Below are 19,417 nucleotides of genomic sequence, written 5' to 3' on the forward strand. Positions count from 1 at the left end.
TTGTTTCCCCAGCCAGGCTCGTGGCGATTGACTCACATCCCATTAAGCCGACTGACGGATCGTTTCCAATGCGGCATTGATCTGGGCGTTGATATCTTCGGTTGGTTCGGACAGAAGAGGGATGATCGGGCCAGTTTGGGCGATGCCTGCGAGTTGCGTGGCCCGGTGCAGAATACTGATCGGTCCGAGATTATCACGAAGCTGTTCCAGCGGAAGGAACTTCTCGCGGATGGTCTCCGCTTCATCCCACTGGCCTGCCTGGATGGCTTTGAGCAGGGCTGTCGACATCTGTGGGAAAACACAACCACAACCGGTAGTAAAACCTCCCAGCGCGAAGTCTTGCATGTGGACGATGGCAGGTTGGTCGCCCAGTCCGCTGAGGATCAACTTGGGATCGATCTTGTCGGTAAGTGCGCGGAGGTAATCATCCCGGGTGTAGTCTTCGCGAACGACAGCATATTTGATAGCCGAGATGTAACCACCATCGACCAGGGCCGTGGCGTCTTCCACGCTGACCACGTTGCCATACTTCAAGTACAGCACAACCGGTTTGCCAAGTCGCTGGGAAACATTTCGTACCCCGGCCGAGAAGCCCGCCGAGGAAATGACATCGCGTTGTGGCAACACCATGGCGGTCGGGAAATTGAAGTCTGCCAGGATGTCGGCTTGATCGAGCATCGTGCCGTAGGCAGGACCAATCGCGGGAATTACCAGCGTCGAATCGGCTGGCACTTCACTGATCAGTTCCAAAGCTTCACGATACTCTTTCATCGTCAGGTGATAGAAGATCGCGTTGCCACCGTATAGCAGCGTCGAGATGCCACCTTGTTCGATGTGCTTGATCAGCTTCGCGTTCTCTTCGCGATTGATCGTTCCGTCCGCCGAGCGTGCAAGCGAGGGTACGGCCCAAACAGAGTTGGCGATTGTTTGTGTGGTAACAGGTTGGGTATCCATGGCCAAACTTGGTCCTTGATGGGATCTATATCAGTAAATGTCAGGGTCCGGCGTTTCAGCGCCGTGATGTAGGAAGTCGAAGTCGCAGCCTGCGTCGGCCTGGGTTACGTGCTTCAGGAACATTGCACCGTAGCCCCGTTGATAGCGTGGCGCAGGCGGGGTCCATTCCGCCTGGCGTTTTGCCAGTTCCTTTTCGTCGACAAGAAGATTAAGGCTTCGTTGATCGATGCTCAGTTCGATCAGATCGCCATTGCGAACCAATGCCAGTGGGCCGCCGACGGACGCCTCGGGAGCAACATGCAGGACACACGTGCCGTAACTCGTCCCGCTCATACGGGCATCGGAAATACGAACCAGATCGCGAATGCCCTGTTTCAGCAGGTGATCGGGAATGGGGAGCATCCCCCATTCCGGAAAGCCAGGGCCACCTTGGGGACCGGCGTTGCGGAGAATCAATACCGAATCGGCGGTGATGCCCGCTTCAGGATCGTTCAGCTTCGCTTTGAGCTGGGCATAGTTGTCGAAGACTACAGCCGGTCCGGTATGATTGAGTAGTCGCGGCGACGCCGCGGTTGGCTTGATAATGCAACCGGACGGCGCGAGATTGCCGCGAAGCACGAAGGTGCCGCCCGTTGGCGAGATAGGGTTCTCTCGCGTACGAATAATGTCAACGTCGATCACTTCCGCCGCGGCAATATTTTCCCCAATGCTCTTTCGGTTGACGGTTGCACACGCCCCGTCGATGCGATCGCCCAGTTGTTTCAGCAGCGCTGGCAATCCGCCTGCATCGAAGAAGTCTTCCATCAGATATTTGCCAGCGGGGCGAACATTGGCGAGAACCGGCGTGGTCCGCGAAAGTTCATCGAAGCGTTCCAGCGTCAAAGGGAAGCCGGCGCGGCGGGCCATCGCGATGATATGAACGATCGCGTTGGTCGAACCACCGATCGCCATCGACGTCACAATGGCATTATCGAACGAGGCTGGTGACAAGATTGCGGAGGGACGTAGTTTCTCTTGTGCCAGTTCCACGGCACGTCTTCCCGTCGCCACAGCAAGCCGGGCATGTTCGGCGATGACAGCGGGAACGGAGGATGCTCCGGGCAAGGTCATTCCCATCGATTCGGCAATCGAAGCCATCGTCGACGCGGTCCCCATCGTCATGCAGGTACCGGCCGAACGGGCAATGCAGTTTTCGATTTCGCCCCAAGCTTCATCGCACAGGTTGCCAGCGCGTCGCTCGTCCCAGTACTTCCAGGCATCGCTGCCGCTACCGAGCGTTTGATCTTTCCAGCGTGCTTTCAACATCGGACCGGCGGGAAGAAAGATCGCCGGCAAGTCGGCCGAGATCGCTCCCATCAGCAGCGCGGGGACGGTCTTATCACATCCCCCCATCAACACGGCCGCGTCGATCGGATGGCAGCGAAGTACTTCTTCGGTCTCCATCGCCAGCAAGTTGCGATAGAGCATCGTCGTTGGCTTCATCATCATTTCGCCAAGCGACATCACGGGAATCTCGACGGGAAAGCCTCCCATTTGCCAGATCCCGCGCTTAACTTGTTGAACTCGTTCCGGAAAGTGCGAGTGGCACGTGTTCAGGTCGCTCCAGGTATTCAAGATGGCAACGACCGGACGATCACGAAAATCTTGATCGTCATAGCCCATGCCCTTCAAGCGCGAACGATGCCCGAAGCCACGCAGGCTATCGGGAGAAAACCAGCGGCTACTTCGTAGTTCAGATTCATCAGACGGATTCATAGCCATCGGGCAATCAACATTCGGAAGTTAACAGTTCAGTCAGTCGGAACACACCGCGATGTACTTGGTGCAGGGGTTCCATTAAACCAATCAGGCGACGCCTTAAACCAGTGGCAAAACCATAGCAAATACCAAGGTTGCCAGGAACGACACCACACCCATGATCGTCAGCAGCACAGTGAAGGTCTTCAAGGTTTCTTTCTCGGTGAAGCCACTCATGCGGCTAATCACCCAGAAACCGCTATCGTTCATCCATGGCAGCGGCTTCGATCCACAGCCAATCGCCAGTGCCAGATAAACCGGATGAAATGGCAACCCCATCTGATTGGCTACGGGAACGACAATCCCGATGGCGGTAATCATTGCCACAGTACTCGAACCTTGAATCACGCGAATCGCTACCGTAATCAAGAAGGCGGTCACCAGCAGTCCAACGCCTCCCACCGAGGCAGGCAGCGCGTGGGCGATCGTCTCTCCGACATTCGTTTGCCGAATCATTTCACCAAAGGCTCCACCAGCACAAGTGATCAGGACGACCACCCCACCTTCACTCAACGCCTTTTGCACCGAACCTGCCAGGCCGGCCCAAGTCATCGCGGGACGGGTAATCAAGATCAACAGCGCTAGTATGGCACCAAGCGACAAGGCAATGTTCTTATCGCCCAGAAAAGAAACCGTGCTATCCCAAATTTCGCCTAGCGGTCCGTCTGGGCCGCCTCCCATAGTCTGGTGAAAGGTCTTCAAACCCAAAAGTAAAACAGGAACGATCACTGGCAAAATCGAGAACCAGAAACCGGGCATGTTTTGGTTGATTGCGTCCGGCGAGGAAATCGAGTCGGTCGAAGTCGAAGCTTCCACCCGAAGCGGAATTTGCCAGGTACGATTCGCCCACAACATATAAAAGTAACCGGCAATCACGCCCCAGATCCCGACACCAATGCCACCGATCACCATTGCACCGATGCTGACGTTCAGTTCTGCCGCGACGAATAATGGTCCTGGAGTTGGTGGAACCAGCGAGTGGGCAAGCGAACCACCGACGATAATCGACAGGACGTATTTCAAATAGTCTTTGCCAGTACGACGGGCCATTGCCTGCGCCAAGGGAAGCATCAGGAAGAAGACCGTATCGAAGAACACAGGAATCGCGAGAACGAAGCTGCTGATCACAAAAGCAAGTGTCGTCCAGCGTTCGCCGAGTGCGTTGCGAATTCCGGTCACAATTCGCTCCGCCGCACCACTGACCAGCAGACATTGGCCAATGATCGAGGCCATGGCGATCAAGATACCGATCTTCTCGAACGTCTTCCCGAGGGCTGCGGCAACGCGATTGATGGGGCTGCTGCCTGCTAACTGCTTCGCTTGCGTGTACTTGCTTTCAGGAACCAGTTGGCCGCCGGTCCACGAGTCGACAGAATCGGCCTGCGACAGCATGGCGATCGCAGTTCCATCCTCTTCTATGAAGGCATCAACCCAGACTAGTGTCGGCGGCACGCTCGCGGAAGCGTTTGGCACAACATAGAAAGCCCCCGGCTTTTTGGCGAGATCTTCCCCGACATCGCCCAACAAGAGTCTCTGCCCAGAGGCCTGGGTAATGGTCGCGGTAACGTGATTGAGAGCACTATCCGAAATCGAATGCGACGCAGTCACGGCCGCAACAACAAGTGCCCCGAAGAACAATGCCAGAAACGCATGCATCCGCAGGAATAGCACCCCACAGATCACGATCAGCATTCCCAAGACGATTGCGAACATATTGCGGAATGCCTACTTCAATCCAACCAGGTGGGAGAGCATGGAGAGTGACTTGGAGGACGCGGTGTTCATGGAGATTCGCGTCTTAAGGAAGGAGTGCCGGCCGAAGTCGTCGAGCGGCAAAGACGCGAAACGAATGCACTTGCGTGAGCGTTACCACCACAGAATCGTCTAGCATTCGTTTTTTGCTTATTTGCCGCTTTTTTGTACTTCTTAGGATGTTCAGAAGGTACCAGAAGTACAGGACGCGGGCAAATGGGGGACGAATTGGAGCACAACTCCCCTGAGAAGTTTTGCCGATTGAATCGGTTCCACAGACTGTCGCCCAATGGTCAGGCGTTACCGATCAATCGTTGCTGTAATGCCCCAAAAACATCGCCACCGCCGATTGGATGACGGTCTGCGTTTCTTCTTCGGAAGGGGTTGGATCTGAGGAAAGAACCTGCGGCCAGAACAGAAAGTTGCTAATCAGTCCGACGAACTGGGTAGCGGCCATGGAAGGTTCACATGGTTTGAGCCGCTGGCTGTTTACGGCAGCCTCGATCCAAGAAATGATGGCCTGTTCCAGCAGATTCTTCTCCCCCATCAGGCGTTGCGCAAGCTCCGGATTTTGGAGAAACCGGGGCAAGATCACTCGGGCCAGGTTCCTAAAATCGTCGGACGAAACGAGTTCGCCATACCGTCTTCCGATTTCTAGCAATTGTGCCTCGAGAGGACGTTCCAGCTCGAAGTCAAAGTGCTGCATACCCTCACATCGCTCGACCAGTCGATTGACGATCGCCTCGAACAGTACCTCTTTGCTCGGAAAGTGGTTGTAGACCGTACGCTTAGAAACGTTCGCCACTTCCGCGACGCGATCCATGCTGGTGTTGTCGAACCCCAAGGTCCGAAATTCCTGGATGGCGGCATCCAAAATCAGGTCGCGCTTCCCTCGTTTGCGTTCCGGCTGCGAATCCAAGGTGTGAAAATCTCCGGTTTACACCGATTAGTGTACTTTGTATGCTAATCGTATTACACTACACAGTGTAGTTTACGCTATTCGACTCTTCTCAGCGACCGACAACGCGAAATTTCTGGGGTAGCAAGGCATGAATACGTCTTCTTCTGGCAACAGTTCTCTGCAATTGATGGGACATCTCGTCCGGCGAGGCATTCCCTTGGTGCTTTTGGCAGCCGTATTGGTGACCGCTTACTACTACTTCGAGCACCAAGACCACGACGAACATCATAGCACAGCACCAGCGATGCCGACCGATCCGATTCCAGTATCGGTCTTTAGGCCGCAAGCCGAGACCATTCCTCTCGGTTCTCGATTCCTTGGCCAGACCGAGGCCTCTCAGGTAGTTGAAGTCCGAGCGCGCGTTGCTGGGCACATCGTGGAACGCAACTTCCAAGAAGGCGAACTCGTTCAGCAGGGAACAAAACTGTTTCAAATCGATCCGCGGCCCTTCCAAGTCGAGCTAGCGCAAGCACAGGCCAGCCTGGCACGTGCCGAGGCCGTCCTGAATCAGGCAGGCGTCTCGATGCGACGTCAAGAACAGCTCGAACAACGCCAGGCGACTTCGCAGCAAGCACTCGATACGGCTCAGTCCGACTACCAGGTCGCCCAGGCCGATGTCGAACTGCAGAAGGCTCGGATCGCGGCGGCGGAGCTAGAACTGCAATACAGCACGATCGAAGCTCCTGTGACTGGACGAATTGGCCAGGTCCTTACCGACGTTGGAAATTACATCAGTGCCGGGGGAACAGAACCATTGGTAACGATTCACAAGGTCGACCCGATCTATGTTCGTTTCCCAATTACCGAACACGAAATCCTTCGATTTCGTCGCCAGATTAGCGATGGAAACATTATCAGTCCCGCTGCCGAAGACTTGGAACTCGAAATTGCACTCTCCGACGGTGCGATCTATCCATATCGCGGTCGAATCAATTTCCAGGATGTGCAGATCGACCAGAATACCGGCACCATGGTCGTTCGTGGGACGGTCCCCAATGGCAACGGCGATCTGATGCCTGGGCAGTTTATCCATACCACGATCCACGGACCACAGCGAGTCAACGTGATCCGCATTCCTCAGACCGCTGTCCGTCAGACCCCCACCGGGGCGAGCGTTTACGTCGTCAACGACCAACAACAGGTCGAAACCCGGCCAGTCGAGTTGGGCGAATGGTCGGATGGTGGTAAGTGGATCATCGAGAGCGGTCTGACAGAAAGCGATCAGGTGATTATCGACCGTCTGATGATGATTCGTCCAGGTATGCCGGTCACGCCAAACCAAGGCTGATGCCAACCCTGGTTGACGCTCCCCTTCTCTTCCCGACTGCATTGCCGACTAACTCAGGGTATGGTGGTATGTTCTCTCGCTTCTTCATTGATCGCCCAGTCTTCTCGATTGTGTTGTCGCTACTAATCGTCATTGCAGGCGGGGTGGCTATCTTCGTCTTGCCGGTCGAGCGTTATCCCGAGATCACACCGCCCCAAGTTGTCATTACGGCGGTCTATCCTGGCGCCGACGCGCAGACGCTTGCCGAGTCGGTTGCGGCTCCGATCGAGCAACAACTCAGCGGGATCAAGCATCTGATCTACTTCAGCTCTCAGAACAGTAACGACGGAACCTGCAAGATTACCGTCACGTTCGAGATTGGCACCGACCAGGACATGGCAGCGGTGGAAGTTCAAAACCGTCTGGCGATCGCCCAGCCTAAGCTTCCCCAGGAAGTGGTCCGCAATGGCGTGACCGTGGTGAAGGCTTCCAGCAGTATCCTTGGCCTGGTTGCGCTCGAGTCGAGTGACGACAACATCAGCGACTTGTATCTGAGCAACTACGCGACGATCAATTTGCTCGATCGTATCAAGCGTGTTCCGGGAGTGGGTGACGCGACCGTTTTCGGGAATCGCGACTACTCGATGCGTATCTGGGTGAATCCAGACCGACTCGCGCTAAAGGGGATGACGGTTTCGGACGTCACAAACGCCTTACGCGATCAAAACGCAGTATTTCCTGCAGGTATGGTTGGTCAGCGGCCGACCGGCGACGAGGTCGAACTGACATTGCCGGTGCTCACCCGAGGACGTTTGAGCGAAGTCAGCGACTACGAGAACGTAATCCTGCGTGCCACTCCGGACGGCGCGATTGTGCGGTTGAAAGATGTGGCCCGGATCGAACTGGGTGCCCAAAACTATAACATGGTCAGCCGACTCAACGGCAAGCCCACGACGTTGATCATGATCAATCTACAAAGTGGTGCGAACGCATTGGCTACGATGGAGAGCGTCGAGGCCTCGATGGAGGAAGCGGCTCACGATTTCCCAGCCGGCATCACGTGGAGCGTCGCGTTTGAAACAACTTCGTTCGTGAGTGACTCTGTCGAGAAGGTGATTCATACACTGTTCGAGGCGGTGGTGCTCGTGATCATCGTGGTTTATCTATTCCTGCAGTCTTGGCGAGCCACGCTGATTCCGCTTTTGGCAGTTCCCGTCGCCGTGATCGGTACCTTCGCCGGGATGATTCTGCTTGGTTTCTCCATCAATACGCTGACTCTGTTCGGACTCGTCTTGGCGATCGGTATCGTGGTGGACGACGCCATCGTCGTGGTCGAAAACGTCGAGCGAATTATGCACGAGGACCACATAGGCGCAAGGCTGGCCACGATCAAGGCAATGGAACAAGTGACGGGGCCGGTGATTGCGATCGTGCTTGTGCTCTCAGCGGTATTCGTTCCGGTTACATTCCTGGGCGGGTTTACGGGGCAAATGTATCGCCAGTTTGCCGTGACCATCGCCTTATCCGTGGCAATTTCGGGTCTGGTCGCTTTGACCCTCAGCCCTGCTCTCGCTGCCTTGTTGCTTAAGGCAGACCACGGCAAGAAGAACATTCTCTTCCGGGCCTTCGACAAGGTATTCGACTGGATTACTTTCGGCTATGTCGGCGGTGTAAAGATCTCGATTCGCTTCGGGCTGGTTACATTGCTCTCGTTTGCCGCTCTTTGCTATGCAACCTATCGCCTGGCGGGAGTTGTTCCGGCAGGCTTTCTTCCGGACGAAGACCAAGGTTACGTGATTGGAGTGGTTATGCTGCCGGATGGAGCTTCGCTTGACAAAACGCAAAGTGTTATCGAACGCGGAGAGAAGTTCTTTGGCGAACACCCGGCCGTGGAAGGTGTGGTGAGCCTGATTGGCTATGACGTCCTGGGTGGTGGAGCGGCAAGTACGAATGCAGGGGTTCTTTTCGTTCGTTTGAAATCGTTCCATGATCGCGAAGAACCTCATCTCTCGGCCGAGGCATTGATTGCTGACTCGGCAAAGCTGACAGGATCGATCACGGATGGCTTGATTCTGACAATCAACCCGCCGCCGATTCAAGGGTTGGGACAACGAGCCGGTTTCACAATCGAAGTGCAACAGCGCGGTGGTGGAACCGTTAACGAGCTGGCTGAGGCAACGCAGAAGTTCCTTACCGCCGCCAACCAAAACCCTGAGCTGACCGGCCTTAATGCTACCTTACGGGTTACCTTGCCTCAGGTTTACGTCGACCTGAACCGAGAAAAGACGCGTATGATGGGCGTCCATCTAGCCGACGTGTTCGAGCCCATGCAGGCGTACTTTGGTTCGTTGTATGTAAATGACTTCAATCGTTTCGGTCGCATCTGGCGTGTTCAAGTTCAAGCGGAACCAGAGGTGCGTCGATCGCCGACTGATATCGAGAGAATCTATGTTCGAAACGACCTGGGCCAGATGGTTCCGCTGTCGGCGATTGTCGACACGAGCTTCCGAGCGGGTCCTAACCTGGTGAGCCGCTACAACGGATTCCCGGCTGTGGAAATCACTGGCGCTCCAGCCTTGGGTGTGAGTAGCGGTCAGGCCATGAATACCATTCGTCAACTTGCCGCCGATGAATTACCTCCTGGGTATGGCATTGAATGGAGTGGGGCTTCCTACCAGGAGATCAAAGCAGGCAACCAGGCCCCCATGGTGTTGGCATTCGGATTGCTGGTGGTGTTCCTAGTACTGGCAGCTCAGTACGAACGTTGGTCACTTCCACTGGGCGTGCTTTTAGCCGTGCCCTTGGCGGTACTCGGAGCTTTGATTGCCGTCTTCCTGCGTGGGTACACGCAGGACATCTACTTTCAGATCGGTCTGCTGACGCTGGTTGGATTGTCAGCAAAGAATGCGATTTTGATCGTGGAGTTCTGCGTTGCCCTTCGCAAGGACGGCATGGGAATTGTCGATGCCGCGGTCGAAGCAGCCAAGCTTCGCTTCCGACCAATCGTCATGACCTCCCTCGCGTTTATTCTCGGCGTCGTTCCGCTGGCAATCGCAACCGGTGCAGGTGCCGCCGGGCGAAGATCTCTTGGCACGGGGGTGGTTGGCGGAATGTTGTCAGCAACTTTCCTGGCAATCTTCTTCATCCCATTGTTTTACGTCGTCATTCAGAAGTCGGCCGAGTTCTTCTCCAGGAACAAGGCCGACGACAATGCAGCGGAACCGGTAACGGAGCACTAGCCGGTCACCAGGTGATTGGCAGATTGCTCTGGCCCACGCATCTTTCGCAGGTCGACGTCGTACAAACGCATGCTGGCGGATTCGAGGTAGACTCCGAACTCGCCCGAAGAGAAGGTCGAATCGGCCAGCGAGAGGATCACGCGACCGTCAACGGAAAGCTCCAGGTAATGGCCAAACGCGATCAAGCTAATCTCGGCTTGACCAGGGGTGGTGCTATGCCAGTTCCCACCTTGCAGTGCCCGGAACTGCATCATGTGCTCGCCACTGCCTGGCTCTCCGGTGTGCCAGGCACGAAGCTGAGCGACTCCTTTCAACAAGTCAAGCGACAAGTAGTAGCCGTCCTGGGTTTCGGGATCGACGCGGCAAATAATGCCACACTTGCCGAGACCATACAGATCGATCTTGGCACTGAATTTCGCCGATTCAATCGCCCCATCGAAGACGTACGCCTGGAAGCCCGCTTCACAACAGAGATCGAGGTTATTGCCATCGATCGAACAGGTTTGTTGACCAATGCCCCGCTGGAGCGGATGAACGCAGCGTGTATCGATCCGTTCGCCCAGCCATTGATCCAAACCCTCAAACGACTTGGCTCGCAGCATTCCTTCTTCTGAAAGCACCAGTCGCTTGGGAGGAGGCATCAGATTTCGGGAAGTTCGATCAAGCCCACCCAGCGTGAAGAAGTTCCAAAGCAGCCATCCCTTGTCATCGCGACAAACGCGAGCGGCATAGTTGCCTTGCGCCAGAAGCACATTATCGTAGTAGCTGCGCCACGGCTTGCCGATCTGGCTCGTGTGCCAATAACGAATCTTGGCATCTTCGCGAAGGCTGCCAATCAGGTAATATTCGTTGCGAATCTTAATGAGATTCGGCACTTCGATATCGTCGTACAGCCCTGGATGATGAAGTGGCGGCCGGGCCTCGAACTGCCCAGGACCGACTTCCTCCATCACGCCGACACATCCTCGGCGCACGATTGGGCCTTCTTTAGTTCGCGCGGCCATGATCAGCCAGCCACGCTCCCCTTCGTGATAGTAATAGGGATCACGGAAGCTAACCCAATGCCGACCTTCATCGAGTTTCGATTCGTAGTACTCGCCATCCGGTTCCAACGGAAAATGACTTTCCGAATCGAACGGAGCATGTCGACAACTGGTAGGTTGCTCTCGTGCCAACTCCCGAGCCTGAAGCACCTCGGGTGGGTCGTACGGGCCGCGTTCATCGGACCAATTCGCAGGCGTTTTCTCCCAATGATAAAGATCGTCGCTGACCGCCAGTCCGATCCTTTGAATATTTCCTTGTTCTCGACGCGAGAGACCAGTATAGAACATCCGCCATCGGCCAGGCACGAACGGATCGGGTGAGACCGCCATGGTCCACAACATCAAGTCGTCCCAAGATCCCGGATCGCCGATGAATAGCGCATTGTTGACTCGTCGCCAGTTGATGCCATCGGTGCTGACGGCATGGGCGATGAAGTCATGGTTGGGCAGCACGAGATGGAACAGGTGATATAGTCCTTCGTGATACACAACATCAACGTCGCCAATCGCTTTGCGGCTGCCTTCGGATTCAGTAAACACGGTGCTTTTGTCTTCTCTGCAGATGGTTCGTGGCGAGGGAGCCGGTTCCCCCTGATTCAGCTAAAAACCGCTGGCGCGAGTTGCCGCAGTATTCTGCTGCATGATAAACGAGAAGCGGTTGCGACCCAACCTCGGTTCAGAACGCCACTCACGTCGAGTTGCGGCTCCTCTACGCTTTAACCGCAAATAGGAGCCGATCTAACGGACTCCACCGATGATCGTCGCCACAAACATACCCGCGAAGCCACAACATCCCCTCGATTTTCCGCAGATAAAATCCTTTTGGCGTGCCATCACTAGAATCGAGCGGCCTGGAAAATACCGTGATTGCCCCTGCGGGAGCACAGTTCTGGGTTGGCGTCTGGCCGATTGCACCTTCTGCCTGATCGAGAAATTGCAGACGCCAAAACGGTCCGGTTTCGAGAGGACAGAAATCGAGTCCGACTTTCCGCATTTGCTCGCCAATCTCGCCGAGAGTTCCTCCATTGCCAAGACCTAATTCGGCAACCGATAGCTCAACGGTGGACAAAGAATAGATTGATCGGCTTGGAACGAACCGAGGATGCCGAAAGAGTTGCTCTCCGATCGGATTCAATTGGATATCCAGACTTCGCAACCTCTCCCGCAGCTCCGATTTCGACAGTCCACCCAATTCGAACCGTCGCAGGATGCCGGGGTTTTCAGGGTAGCATTGGAAAGGTTCGGTAGGCATAGTGACGGCGTAATGAAGTAGGCAGAAGGCAAAGGTTTATCATCGAGTATCACTGCACAATTGACAGAGCTCGATGATTCCGTGCCCCTGACTTTGGGTCAGGCATAGGAACATGATCATCGATCAGTTTCTCAGCCCGCTCGTAGCTGATCAAGAAGTGCATCCATTCGGACCAGGGAATCGGCAAGGTTGCTCTGGGCCCATTCAACGGCCATCCGGCCAGGCTTTGCTTAATCGCCCTCGCCACACCACAGTCAATGCTCTTCGGAACCGGACGTGCATTTTCGAGCGACACCAACATAGTCGACGGTTTCAAGTCGCGACGGACAGCGCCCTTTTGGGGGGCGAATGTCTGGCGAGGCAGCAGGAGATCGGTGTCACCGATGAGGTGTAAGCACCAACCCAGAAAGCAGCGGGAAGACTCGATATTACTTGGAACAATCGGCCGCAATTAGAAGTCATCCAGCAAAAAGAAAAGCCCTGCTCCCGTTGGTCCGGACCAGGGCTGAAATGGGATGTCTAGCGCGAGAAAAGCTATTTCCCAGCGGCGACCATTTCGAAGGCTGCCCCAACTGAAAAGTGAAACTCGAGCTCGCCAAACAATGGGCTCTCCGCCGTCACACCATCATTCGTCGAGGGCATGCCCATCCCACGGCCATAGGCGCCTGGGTAGCCGTAGTATTCATTCATCTCGGCTGATGCACCACGGACGTTCGACTCAAGATTGCTAAGGCGGGCCACCTTCATTCCGGCAGCGTTTGCCAATTCTTCGGCATTTGCTCGAGCCTTCTTGAAGGCGTCCTTCAGCCCCTGCTGACGATCTTCGTCCGCAAGTTGGCAGCGAAAGCTGAACTTCGGCGTGCCTGGCTCGACCTCTTCACTGGAACGCGAGCGGTACGAACTGTACCCCATCGCCTCGGCCTCCGCCATCATTTCCTGCTCGGCCAGATTCGGCTCTTCATCTTTAGTGCTGGCGATATCCGCGTCCTCGATCTTTTGCTTCAGATCACTGATTATCAGCAACAGTTCCGTCGGTGATCCTTCGGGGAGCAACCAACGGACTGTCAGCGTTGAACTCACGTTGACCGACTTCGGCAGCTTGAGTCCTTCCGGCATTTCCGATCCGCTGCGACGAATGTTTTCCTGGAACATCGCCTGCAACTCTTCCATCTTTTGGCTGGAACGATTGGATGTCGATGGCATGGTAAATTGCACCGACTCCATGTCGGCATCCAACGTCTTGAGCAAGCCTTCGGCAGTCTTCTTGCGGCTTTCGAGCTTGGCAACCGCTTCCTTCACCGACTTATCGCGTGCGAGAAACTCGATGGTCACGACCAGTTCCTGCGGCAACCGCTTGATCACGGATGTGCCATTGGATCGCAGCAACCGAGCCTCTTCACCGAATGTCGATTGCGGGCCACTAACCAATAATAAACAGGCCACCGTAGCGACTGCAGTTACCTTAAGAAATGCGGTTCTCATACTCGTCCTCTTGAAAAGTCGCCACCGCTATGCGGCCAGGCATATTGATCTTGGCTGGATGTTGTTCGTTGACCACGTTGGTGTGGCTTCGCTTCGTACTTAATGAAGTATGTTGTCGCCAAACTTGTCTCGCAGTTCTTTGCGTAACTGAAGCACTTCGTCGCCGCTCATGATGCGGATGGTCCAGTAGAACGGTCCGGCGTAGTATCCTTCGTGCTGCGAGGCGATTTCCCGCAGAGTTTCGATCTGATCGCCTGCGTTCAACTTCGCAATCGCCCGATAGACAAGCCGTTGGTAAGTCGAATCTTCGTGTGCCTCGTTTCTCCAGAATTCCAGCAACTCTGCCAGTCCCGCGTCATCGCCATGCATTGCCAGAGCATAGCCAGCCAGGGCGCGTACTTTTGCTTCCGAGTGTGTCAGCAGACCGCGAGCGGTTTCGGGATCAATTCCGTCGATCACCTTCGGAATGATCGGCCCAGGGCCTGAGCTTGACGATGAATAGAATTGCGAGGAATACGAACGATTGAAGTGGAGTTCATTCCGGACGGTTGAGAACTCATCATATTCATCCTCCAGAACTAGCGCGACCACCGCAATCGCCTGATGCTTGGGATTATCGCTCTGCAGTCCATCCTTCGCTAACGCAACGCGTTTGTCGCGTTCCGCATAAAGGAAGGCAATCTGATAGGCGTCGTCGCGGAGTTCTTGCGTCTGGTACTCGTCGGCGTAAATCTCTTTCGCCAGGCTGGTAGCCATCGTCGGATCGGCATTACTAATCTGAAAAAGGGCAATCAAGGTTTCCCACTCGTTCCCCGTTTGCAGATGCAACTTGGCGTTCTCGATCACCTGATCCCTGATCGCTGGATTGTCATCGCTGTCTTTGTCGAACCGCCAGTACCACTCGCCGGTCAGCGCCGCCCCAATCGCACGCGAGATATTCCCAGCGAGTCTTGAATTAAAGTCTTTGTGGGCGACAATCTCCCAAAGTCGTTCCGCACCGCGAGGTTCCAACGGTTCGGTGAATGCCTGAAAGAGTTGACGTGACTGATCATGCTGTAACGCCATGGGCAAGAGCCAGTTGAATTTCTCGAGGCGTTGTTCCCACGGTAACCATGGCAATATGGCCGCTGCATTTCCCGCGAGCGACGGCCGCGATTGCACTGCCTCTTCGATGACGGGCAAAGTCTCGTCTTTATGACCCATCACTAACAGATTGCTGGCTGCCAGCAGACGCGTCGCTGGGTCTTCGCTCGTCATCATTTCCTTCAACTGTGGAACCAGCGTCTGCTGCGCGTTGGGCCAAGGCAGCGTCACATTGATTTCGGCCACCATCTCATCCCATGGCTTTGGCTTTTCCGCAGGCTTCTTTTCTTCCTCCGGCTTCTCCGCAGAAAAGATCTTGCGAATGGCACCAAATGGGTCTCCGAACGGATCGTTCCCTGGCGAACTGTCAAGCTCCAACCCATCGGATAGACGTGGACCAGAACCTTCAACCAACCATCGCTTCTTGCTTTCGAGTTGATCGTGGAATGTTCCAAATAAAACCGTGGCTGCCGCCACGCGTACCCGTTCTTCGGGATCGTTGAGCATGTCCTCGACCCACTCGGAAGGCGGATGCTCGCTGGCACGCGAGATCCCTTCGATGCCACTTATTCGAAGCGTGGCACTGTCGTGCTTCAAAAGCATGAAGAGCCGATCCTGGACTGCGGTCATTTCCGCCGTGGAATACGACATGCTTTTGATCACCTCCGGGGCAACTTCGGGATGTTGCTCTAAGGCGGAAAAGAATGGCTCGACGGCCGGTTCTTTGAGTCGTTTTGCTAAGGCGGAGGCGACCCGGCTGAATACAAAGCCATCCTCATCATCGAGCCGCGACAATAGCTGCTCTTCGACCTGGCCGACCAGCATCTCGTTCTGACTAAATTCACTGTCGTTCATAAACTCTCGAATCGCATCGGCAGCCTCAGCGCGAACTTGCCATTGATCATGCGAAAGAAGCGGCAGCACCGCCTGACTACTCGCTTCCGTCGGAATTTCGCGGAAGTACCGCAGCGCATGGACGAGCAAGTCAGGATCGGTCTCAGACTTCACGTACTCAGCAACTTGCGGCAACAGCTTCGGCGATGCTTGTTCGGCAAGCTGCTTAAGCACTGCTGCCCGCACGTTCGGCTCGGGATCGGAAAGCAGCTTGACCAGTGTCTGAGTCGCGGCTTCACCACCGACGGTTTGCAAACCCTTAAGGGCCAGTTCTCGAATCAGCGAATCGCGATCGCTGAACAGTTCCAGAAACAGTGCCTGGTCACCGGCGGAAGGCAGGCTGATCAGTTGTTCGGCTGCCTGGCGACGGGTCGGCACGTCACTTGATGCCAGGCGTGCGAGTCCGCCAGGAAATCGCAGCACCAGCGAATCGTTCGCGACGAGGCGATATCGTAGGGCGCGGAGCTTCATCCGCGCATCGTCCGTCTCGGCATCTTCCAGTCGCCGATAGACCTCCGGCAACAACGCATCCGCATGACGCGATAGCCGGGCAGCGATTGCTTCGCCTTCCAGCAGGTCGACCTTCAGCAAACGATCGATTTGCGTCTTGGCTTCGGCAAGCTGTTCATCTGAGAGCCCGCTGTCCCTGCCATTTGGATCGATCTTTAATTCGGAACTCCACTCCCGTAGCGATTGAATCAGGGTCTCGTCAATCGATTCAGGTTGCCATGGATCGATACCACTGACTGGGGCATCCCATTGCTGCAACACCTCGAGCGTGGCCAATCGCATCGAGAGATCACCGTCGGCGAAAGCATCGACAAGGGGTCCGCTGGCAAGTTGAGGCACCAACGCCAATCGGCTGATCGCTGCCTCACGACGGAGGGCATCTCGCTGATCAAGCTGTTGAATCAACTTTAAAACGGTCGTGGTGTCTGGTTCGTTGCGATCGAGCAAAATACGATCGGCTTCTTCTGCTGCCGTTTGACGATGTTCCTCGAGCCACTCCGCGAGCTCCGCCACTTCCAGGTATCCGTCATGCTTGGCGATGGACGTGCCAGACTTCGACAGAATCCTTAGGGCAGGAATCACCGTGACGCCAAGTTGCTGAGCAGTGGCTGGCAACTGGTCGACGTCGAATTCAACCAGCGTCCATTTCTTCAGGGCAGTCGGCAGTGGCTCCTTTTGTAGCTCCTGTTTCAGCAGCGTACACCAGGGGCAATTTTCTCCCCCCGCGATGATCAGAAGCGGATGATCTTCCTGCTGTGCCAACTGTAGAACGCCAGCGAGCCCGCCCGTTTCCTCACGCATCTGGTGCGGGACAACTTTGATCTCAGGTGGAGTCTTCTGTTCAGCGGGCTTCTGGCCGGAATCTTCTACTGGCAATTCATGGGCTGGTGTTTTGCTGGATGGGTCGTCAGAGAGCGCATCTTCCACCATCTGTTCCACTGATCCGCCCAGCGAATCGATCAATTGTTGATCGAGCGAAGGAGGAGACTCTTGCGCCCGCAAGTTCGGCGACGCCACGCCGACGCCCCCCATTAGGCATGCCATAGCGATCCAGAGGTAAGACCGCCCGAGTTTTGAGCCGATTCTCATCATCCGGAACTCCCTTTTCCATGTTCGATTTGCTCCCAGTAGGTCTGGTAGTCGAACTCTGGACTGTTCTCGTGGTCGTGGCAGCGCACGCAGGTCACCTTCGCATTCCCGAAATAGGCCGTTCGAATCGAAGGATCATTGCGATGCGCGTCGGAAGGTCCATGACAGCTTTCGCACGATACATCAACGCGATCGGAAGATTGTTTGCGTGACACGAATCCACCCTCAACGCCATATCCGGTGACGTGACATTGCTGGCAATACGGGTCGACATCCGACTTTTGATCGACCAACGTCTTCCAGGCATGCGCATGGGCAGACTGAGACCACAACTGATAGTCTTCTTCATGACAACTTTGACAGGTCGTATGACCCGCGATCGTCCCGCTCGGGCTGCTTTGAAATAACGTCTGGTCCGAGAACGAGGTTTCGCTGGCGGAAAAGTCTCGCTGGGCGAGCCGCTGATAGAACGCTTCGAGATTCGCGATTTGTTCTGGATCTTCGGGAAGATCCGCAGCCATCTCAACCGCCTTGCCAACGACCGATGCGTCTCCGTTCGCTGGGAAATCTAGCTGGACCAGAAACTTGCCTTTGTTGGTGGCGGCCCCGATCCAGGTTGCCCCCACTTTTCGAGGGACGATCGCCTGGCCGGTAGGTCCACCAATCACAGCATCGAGCTCTGGCAATTGTTTCGCCAGCGTAACCAGTTCTTCTTCCGCTGCATAAGCCAGTAGAATCGCGAAATCGTAGTCATCGCCTCGTTTGACCTTTGCCAGAACTCCAAGCACGGCGTCGCGTGCTGGTTCGTGACCGCTTTTAGCCGAACCATCGGCATTCGACAGCACCCCGATGACAAGAATGCGTTTCCCGGCGGCTTTCAGTATTTGATAGCGATCGGACGAAAGCAGGTCGGCTGTCACGTTTGCCGAGTGCAGTCCTGGGAAGGCGTTGCCTTCGTTTGGCGTCGAATTTGCCAGGAAAGCAACTTCGGAAGCACCAACATTGTGGAACTTCACCCCCATGGCCTGTTCCCCGGCCAAAATTGCCTCGAACTTGGCGAAGTCGTACGGAGAGGTTCCACTGCCAGCACCTCCGCAGTCGAGATAAACAACCTCGCGATCTTCGCTCAATTGCCGTAGGTAGCCACCCCGCCGCAGGAGACCTCCTGACTGGTTGCTAGTACATCCGCACGGGACAATCCAGCCAGCGGTATCGCCACTGACCACAATCGAAAGAGGCTTGGTCGATTCTGGCTTCGCAGGCGAGCAACCCACCATCAACAAAGCGCACGCCGCGGCCGAGCCAAGTGGCAGGCGTTGCGGAAGCTTCATTTGGTTGAGGAGGTTTCGCATGGATCGCATTTCAAGACACTAATAGGTCAAAGCGTAAGCCAGGATATTGACGTTGATTTCCTCGGCGTTGGTGATTTCGTTTCCACCGCAGCAGCAGCAGCCTTGGGTATGCTTGGTGTCGTTCAGGCCATCGTTAGAGAAGATGACGCCGATACGCCCACCAATGCTGACCCCTTCTATCGGACGTGGGTCGGCATGCCAGCCTTTCAGTGTTTCGATATCATTGACGGTGTGAAAGATCGGATGCTCCATGTCGAGTGCGGTCAGCGGGTGATCAGGGAAGATAGCTTCCATCTCGGCGCGAAACGCTTTGTTCCATTCTTCCGAAGAACAACCAGCGGATGCCAACAGAAAGCCACCTCGCTCGACGTATCGTCGCAGGCTTTGGCGTTCCGATTCCGGCAACTCAAACGTGCCTTCGCCGGTCATAATTACCATTGGAAAGTCATACAGGTCTTCACTGGCCAGCTTCACGGCGTGGAATCGACGACTGGTGCTAATCGACGTTTCTTGCTCGGCGCGGACCAGAAAGTGATCGGAGAAGCACTTGCTGCTTTTGACGCCTGCGTAAACAAGGTTGGCAACCTGAACGATGCTCTCCCCTTCTCCTCCGCTTTGAGCGGAATCTGGAACCGGAGCAATCGTTCCGGCAGCATCGTTCTCGACGGCCATCGCATTGGGAACCATGGCAATGGCTGCCGAAATGGCAACGATCCCTAGCCAGGATAATTCAGACTTCATC

Annotated in this window: 12 protein-coding genes; 3 read left to right on the forward strand and 9 right to left on the reverse strand. The window is 55.4% G+C overall.

From position 1 onward, the window contains the following. Positions 1–42: 42 nt before the first annotated feature. The 4 genes from ABD890_RS17460 to ABD890_RS17475 all read right to left on the reverse strand — a co-directional run bounded on the left by ABD890_RS17460 (position 43) and on the right by ABD890_RS17475 (position 5,422). The gene (locus tag ABD890_RS17460; protein ID WP_345092597.1) at positions 43–954 is read right to left on the reverse strand and encodes a dihydrodipicolinate synthase family protein; all 912 of its coding nucleotides are present in this window, start codon (positions 952–954) and stop codon (positions 43–45) included. 30 nt (positions 955–984) lie between these two features. Then, the gene (gene araD, locus ABD890_RS17465; protein ID WP_345092600.1) at positions 985–2,709 is read right to left on the reverse strand and encodes an L-arabinonate dehydratase; all 1,725 of its coding nucleotides are present in this window, start codon (positions 2,707–2,709) and stop codon (positions 985–987) included. A gap of 102 nt (positions 2,710–2,811) precedes the next feature. Then, positions 2,812–4,464 carry a GntP family permease gene (locus ABD890_RS17470; protein WP_345092602.1) on the reverse strand — a complete coding sequence of 551 codons (1,653 nt, stop codon included), beginning with the start codon at positions 4,462–4,464 and terminating at the stop codon, positions 2,812–2,814. Positions 4,465–4,810: 346 nt separating this feature from the next. Continuing rightward, complete coding sequence (locus ABD890_RS17475) at positions 4,811–5,422, reverse strand: TetR/AcrR family transcriptional regulator (protein WP_345092605.1); 612 nt, start codon at positions 5,420–5,422, stop codon at positions 4,811–4,813. A gap of 130 nt (positions 5,423–5,552) precedes the next feature. On the opposite strand from ABD890_RS17475, the gene ABD890_RS17480 reads away from it, so the two are divergent. After that, complete coding sequence (locus ABD890_RS17480) at positions 5,553–6,752, forward strand: efflux RND transporter periplasmic adaptor subunit (RefSeq protein ID WP_345092608.1); 1,200 nt, start codon at positions 5,553–5,555, stop codon at positions 6,750–6,752. 68 nt (positions 6,753–6,820) lie between these two features. Next, a complete protein-coding gene (locus ABD890_RS17485; protein WP_345092610.1) occupies positions 6,821–9,970 on the forward strand; it encodes an efflux RND transporter permease subunit in 3,150 nt (1,049 codons plus the stop codon). On the opposite strand, the gene ABD890_RS17490 is transcribed toward ABD890_RS17485, so the two are convergent. Then, positions 9,967–11,553 (reverse strand): glycoside hydrolase family protein, encoded by a 1,587-nt coding sequence (locus tag ABD890_RS17490; protein ID WP_345092614.1) that lies wholly within the window; start codon positions 11,551–11,553, stop codon positions 9,967–9,969. The two genes, ABD890_RS17485 and ABD890_RS17490, sit on opposite strands and share 4 nt — an antisense overlap. A gap of 214 nt (positions 11,554–11,767) precedes the next feature. Here ABD890_RS17490 and ABD890_RS17495 point away from each other — a divergent pair, with 214 nt between their 5' ends. Next, complete coding sequence (locus ABD890_RS17495; protein ID WP_345092616.1) at positions 11,768–12,052, forward strand: hypothetical protein; 285 nt, start codon at positions 11,768–11,770, stop codon at positions 12,050–12,052. 747 nt (positions 12,053–12,799) lie between these two features. On the opposite strand, the gene ABD890_RS17500 is transcribed toward ABD890_RS17495, so the two are convergent. The 4 genes from ABD890_RS17500 to ABD890_RS17515 all read right to left on the reverse strand — a co-directional run bounded on the left by ABD890_RS17500 (position 12,800) and on the right by ABD890_RS17515 (position 19,416). Next, positions 12,800–13,747 (reverse strand): SIMPL domain-containing protein, encoded by a 948-nt coding sequence (locus ABD890_RS17500; protein WP_345092619.1) that lies wholly within the window; start codon positions 13,745–13,747, stop codon positions 12,800–12,802. 99 nt (positions 13,748–13,846) lie between these two features. Beyond that, positions 13,847–17,278, reverse strand: a complete 3,432-nt coding sequence (locus ABD890_RS17505) for a HEAT repeat domain-containing protein (protein WP_345092622.1) — start codon at positions 17,276–17,278, stop codon at positions 13,847–13,849. 44 nt (positions 17,279–17,322) lie between these two features. Continuing rightward, complete coding sequence (locus ABD890_RS17510; RefSeq protein WP_345092625.1) at positions 17,323–18,675, reverse strand: multiheme c-type cytochrome; 1,353 nt, start codon at positions 18,673–18,675, stop codon at positions 17,323–17,325. Positions 18,676–18,693: 18 nt separating this feature from the next. Further along, complete coding sequence (locus ABD890_RS17515) at positions 18,694–19,416, reverse strand: DUF4159 domain-containing protein (RefSeq protein WP_345092629.1); 723 nt, start codon at positions 19,414–19,416, stop codon at positions 18,694–18,696. Position 19,417: the final 1 nt, after the last annotated feature.

The organism is Bremerella cremea, assembly GCF_039541315.1.
GTDB classification, from domain to species: domain Bacteria; phylum Planctomycetota; class Planctomycetia; order Pirellulales; family Pirellulaceae; genus Bremerella; species Bremerella cremea.

What these genes read in the sequence shown, in the direction of transcription:
- ABD890_RS17460 (WP_345092597.1), bottom strand. Translation starts at nt 954, where the DNA reads ATGGATACCCAACCTGTTACCACACAAACAATCGCCAACTCTGTTTGG.
- araD (WP_345092600.1), bottom strand. Translation starts at nt 2,709, where the DNA reads ATGAATCCGTCTGATGAATCTGAACTACGAAGTAGCCGCTGGTTTTCT.
- ABD890_RS17470 (WP_345092602.1), bottom strand. Translation starts at nt 4,464, where the DNA reads ATGTTCGCAATCGTCTTGGGAATGCTGATCGTGATCTGTGGGGTGCTA.
- ABD890_RS17480 (WP_345092608.1), top strand. Translation starts at nt 5,553, where the DNA reads ATGAATACGTCTTCTTCTGGCAACAGTTCTCTGCAATTGATGGGACAT.
- ABD890_RS17485 (WP_345092610.1), top strand. Translation starts at nt 6,821, where the DNA reads ATGTTCTCTCGCTTCTTCATTGATCGCCCAGTCTTCTCGATTGTGTTG.
- ABD890_RS17495 (WP_345092616.1), top strand. Translation starts at nt 11,768, where the DNA reads ATGATCGTCGCCACAAACATACCCGCGAAGCCACAACATCCCCTCGAT.
- ABD890_RS17500 (WP_345092619.1), bottom strand. Translation starts at nt 13,747, where the DNA reads ATGAGAACCGCATTTCTTAAGGTAACTGCAGTCGCTACGGTGGCCTGT.
- ABD890_RS17505 (WP_345092622.1), bottom strand. Translation starts at nt 17,278, where the DNA reads ATGGCATGCCTAATGGGGGGCGTCGGCGTGGCGTCGCCGAACTTGCGG.
- ABD890_RS17510 (WP_345092625.1), bottom strand. Translation starts at nt 18,675, where the DNA reads ATGCGAAACCTCCTCAACCAAATGAAGCTTCCGCAACGCCTGCCACTT.
- ABD890_RS17515 (WP_345092629.1), bottom strand. Translation starts at nt 19,416, where the DNA reads ATGAAGTCTGAATTATCCTGGCTAGGGATCGTTGCCATTTCGGCAGCC.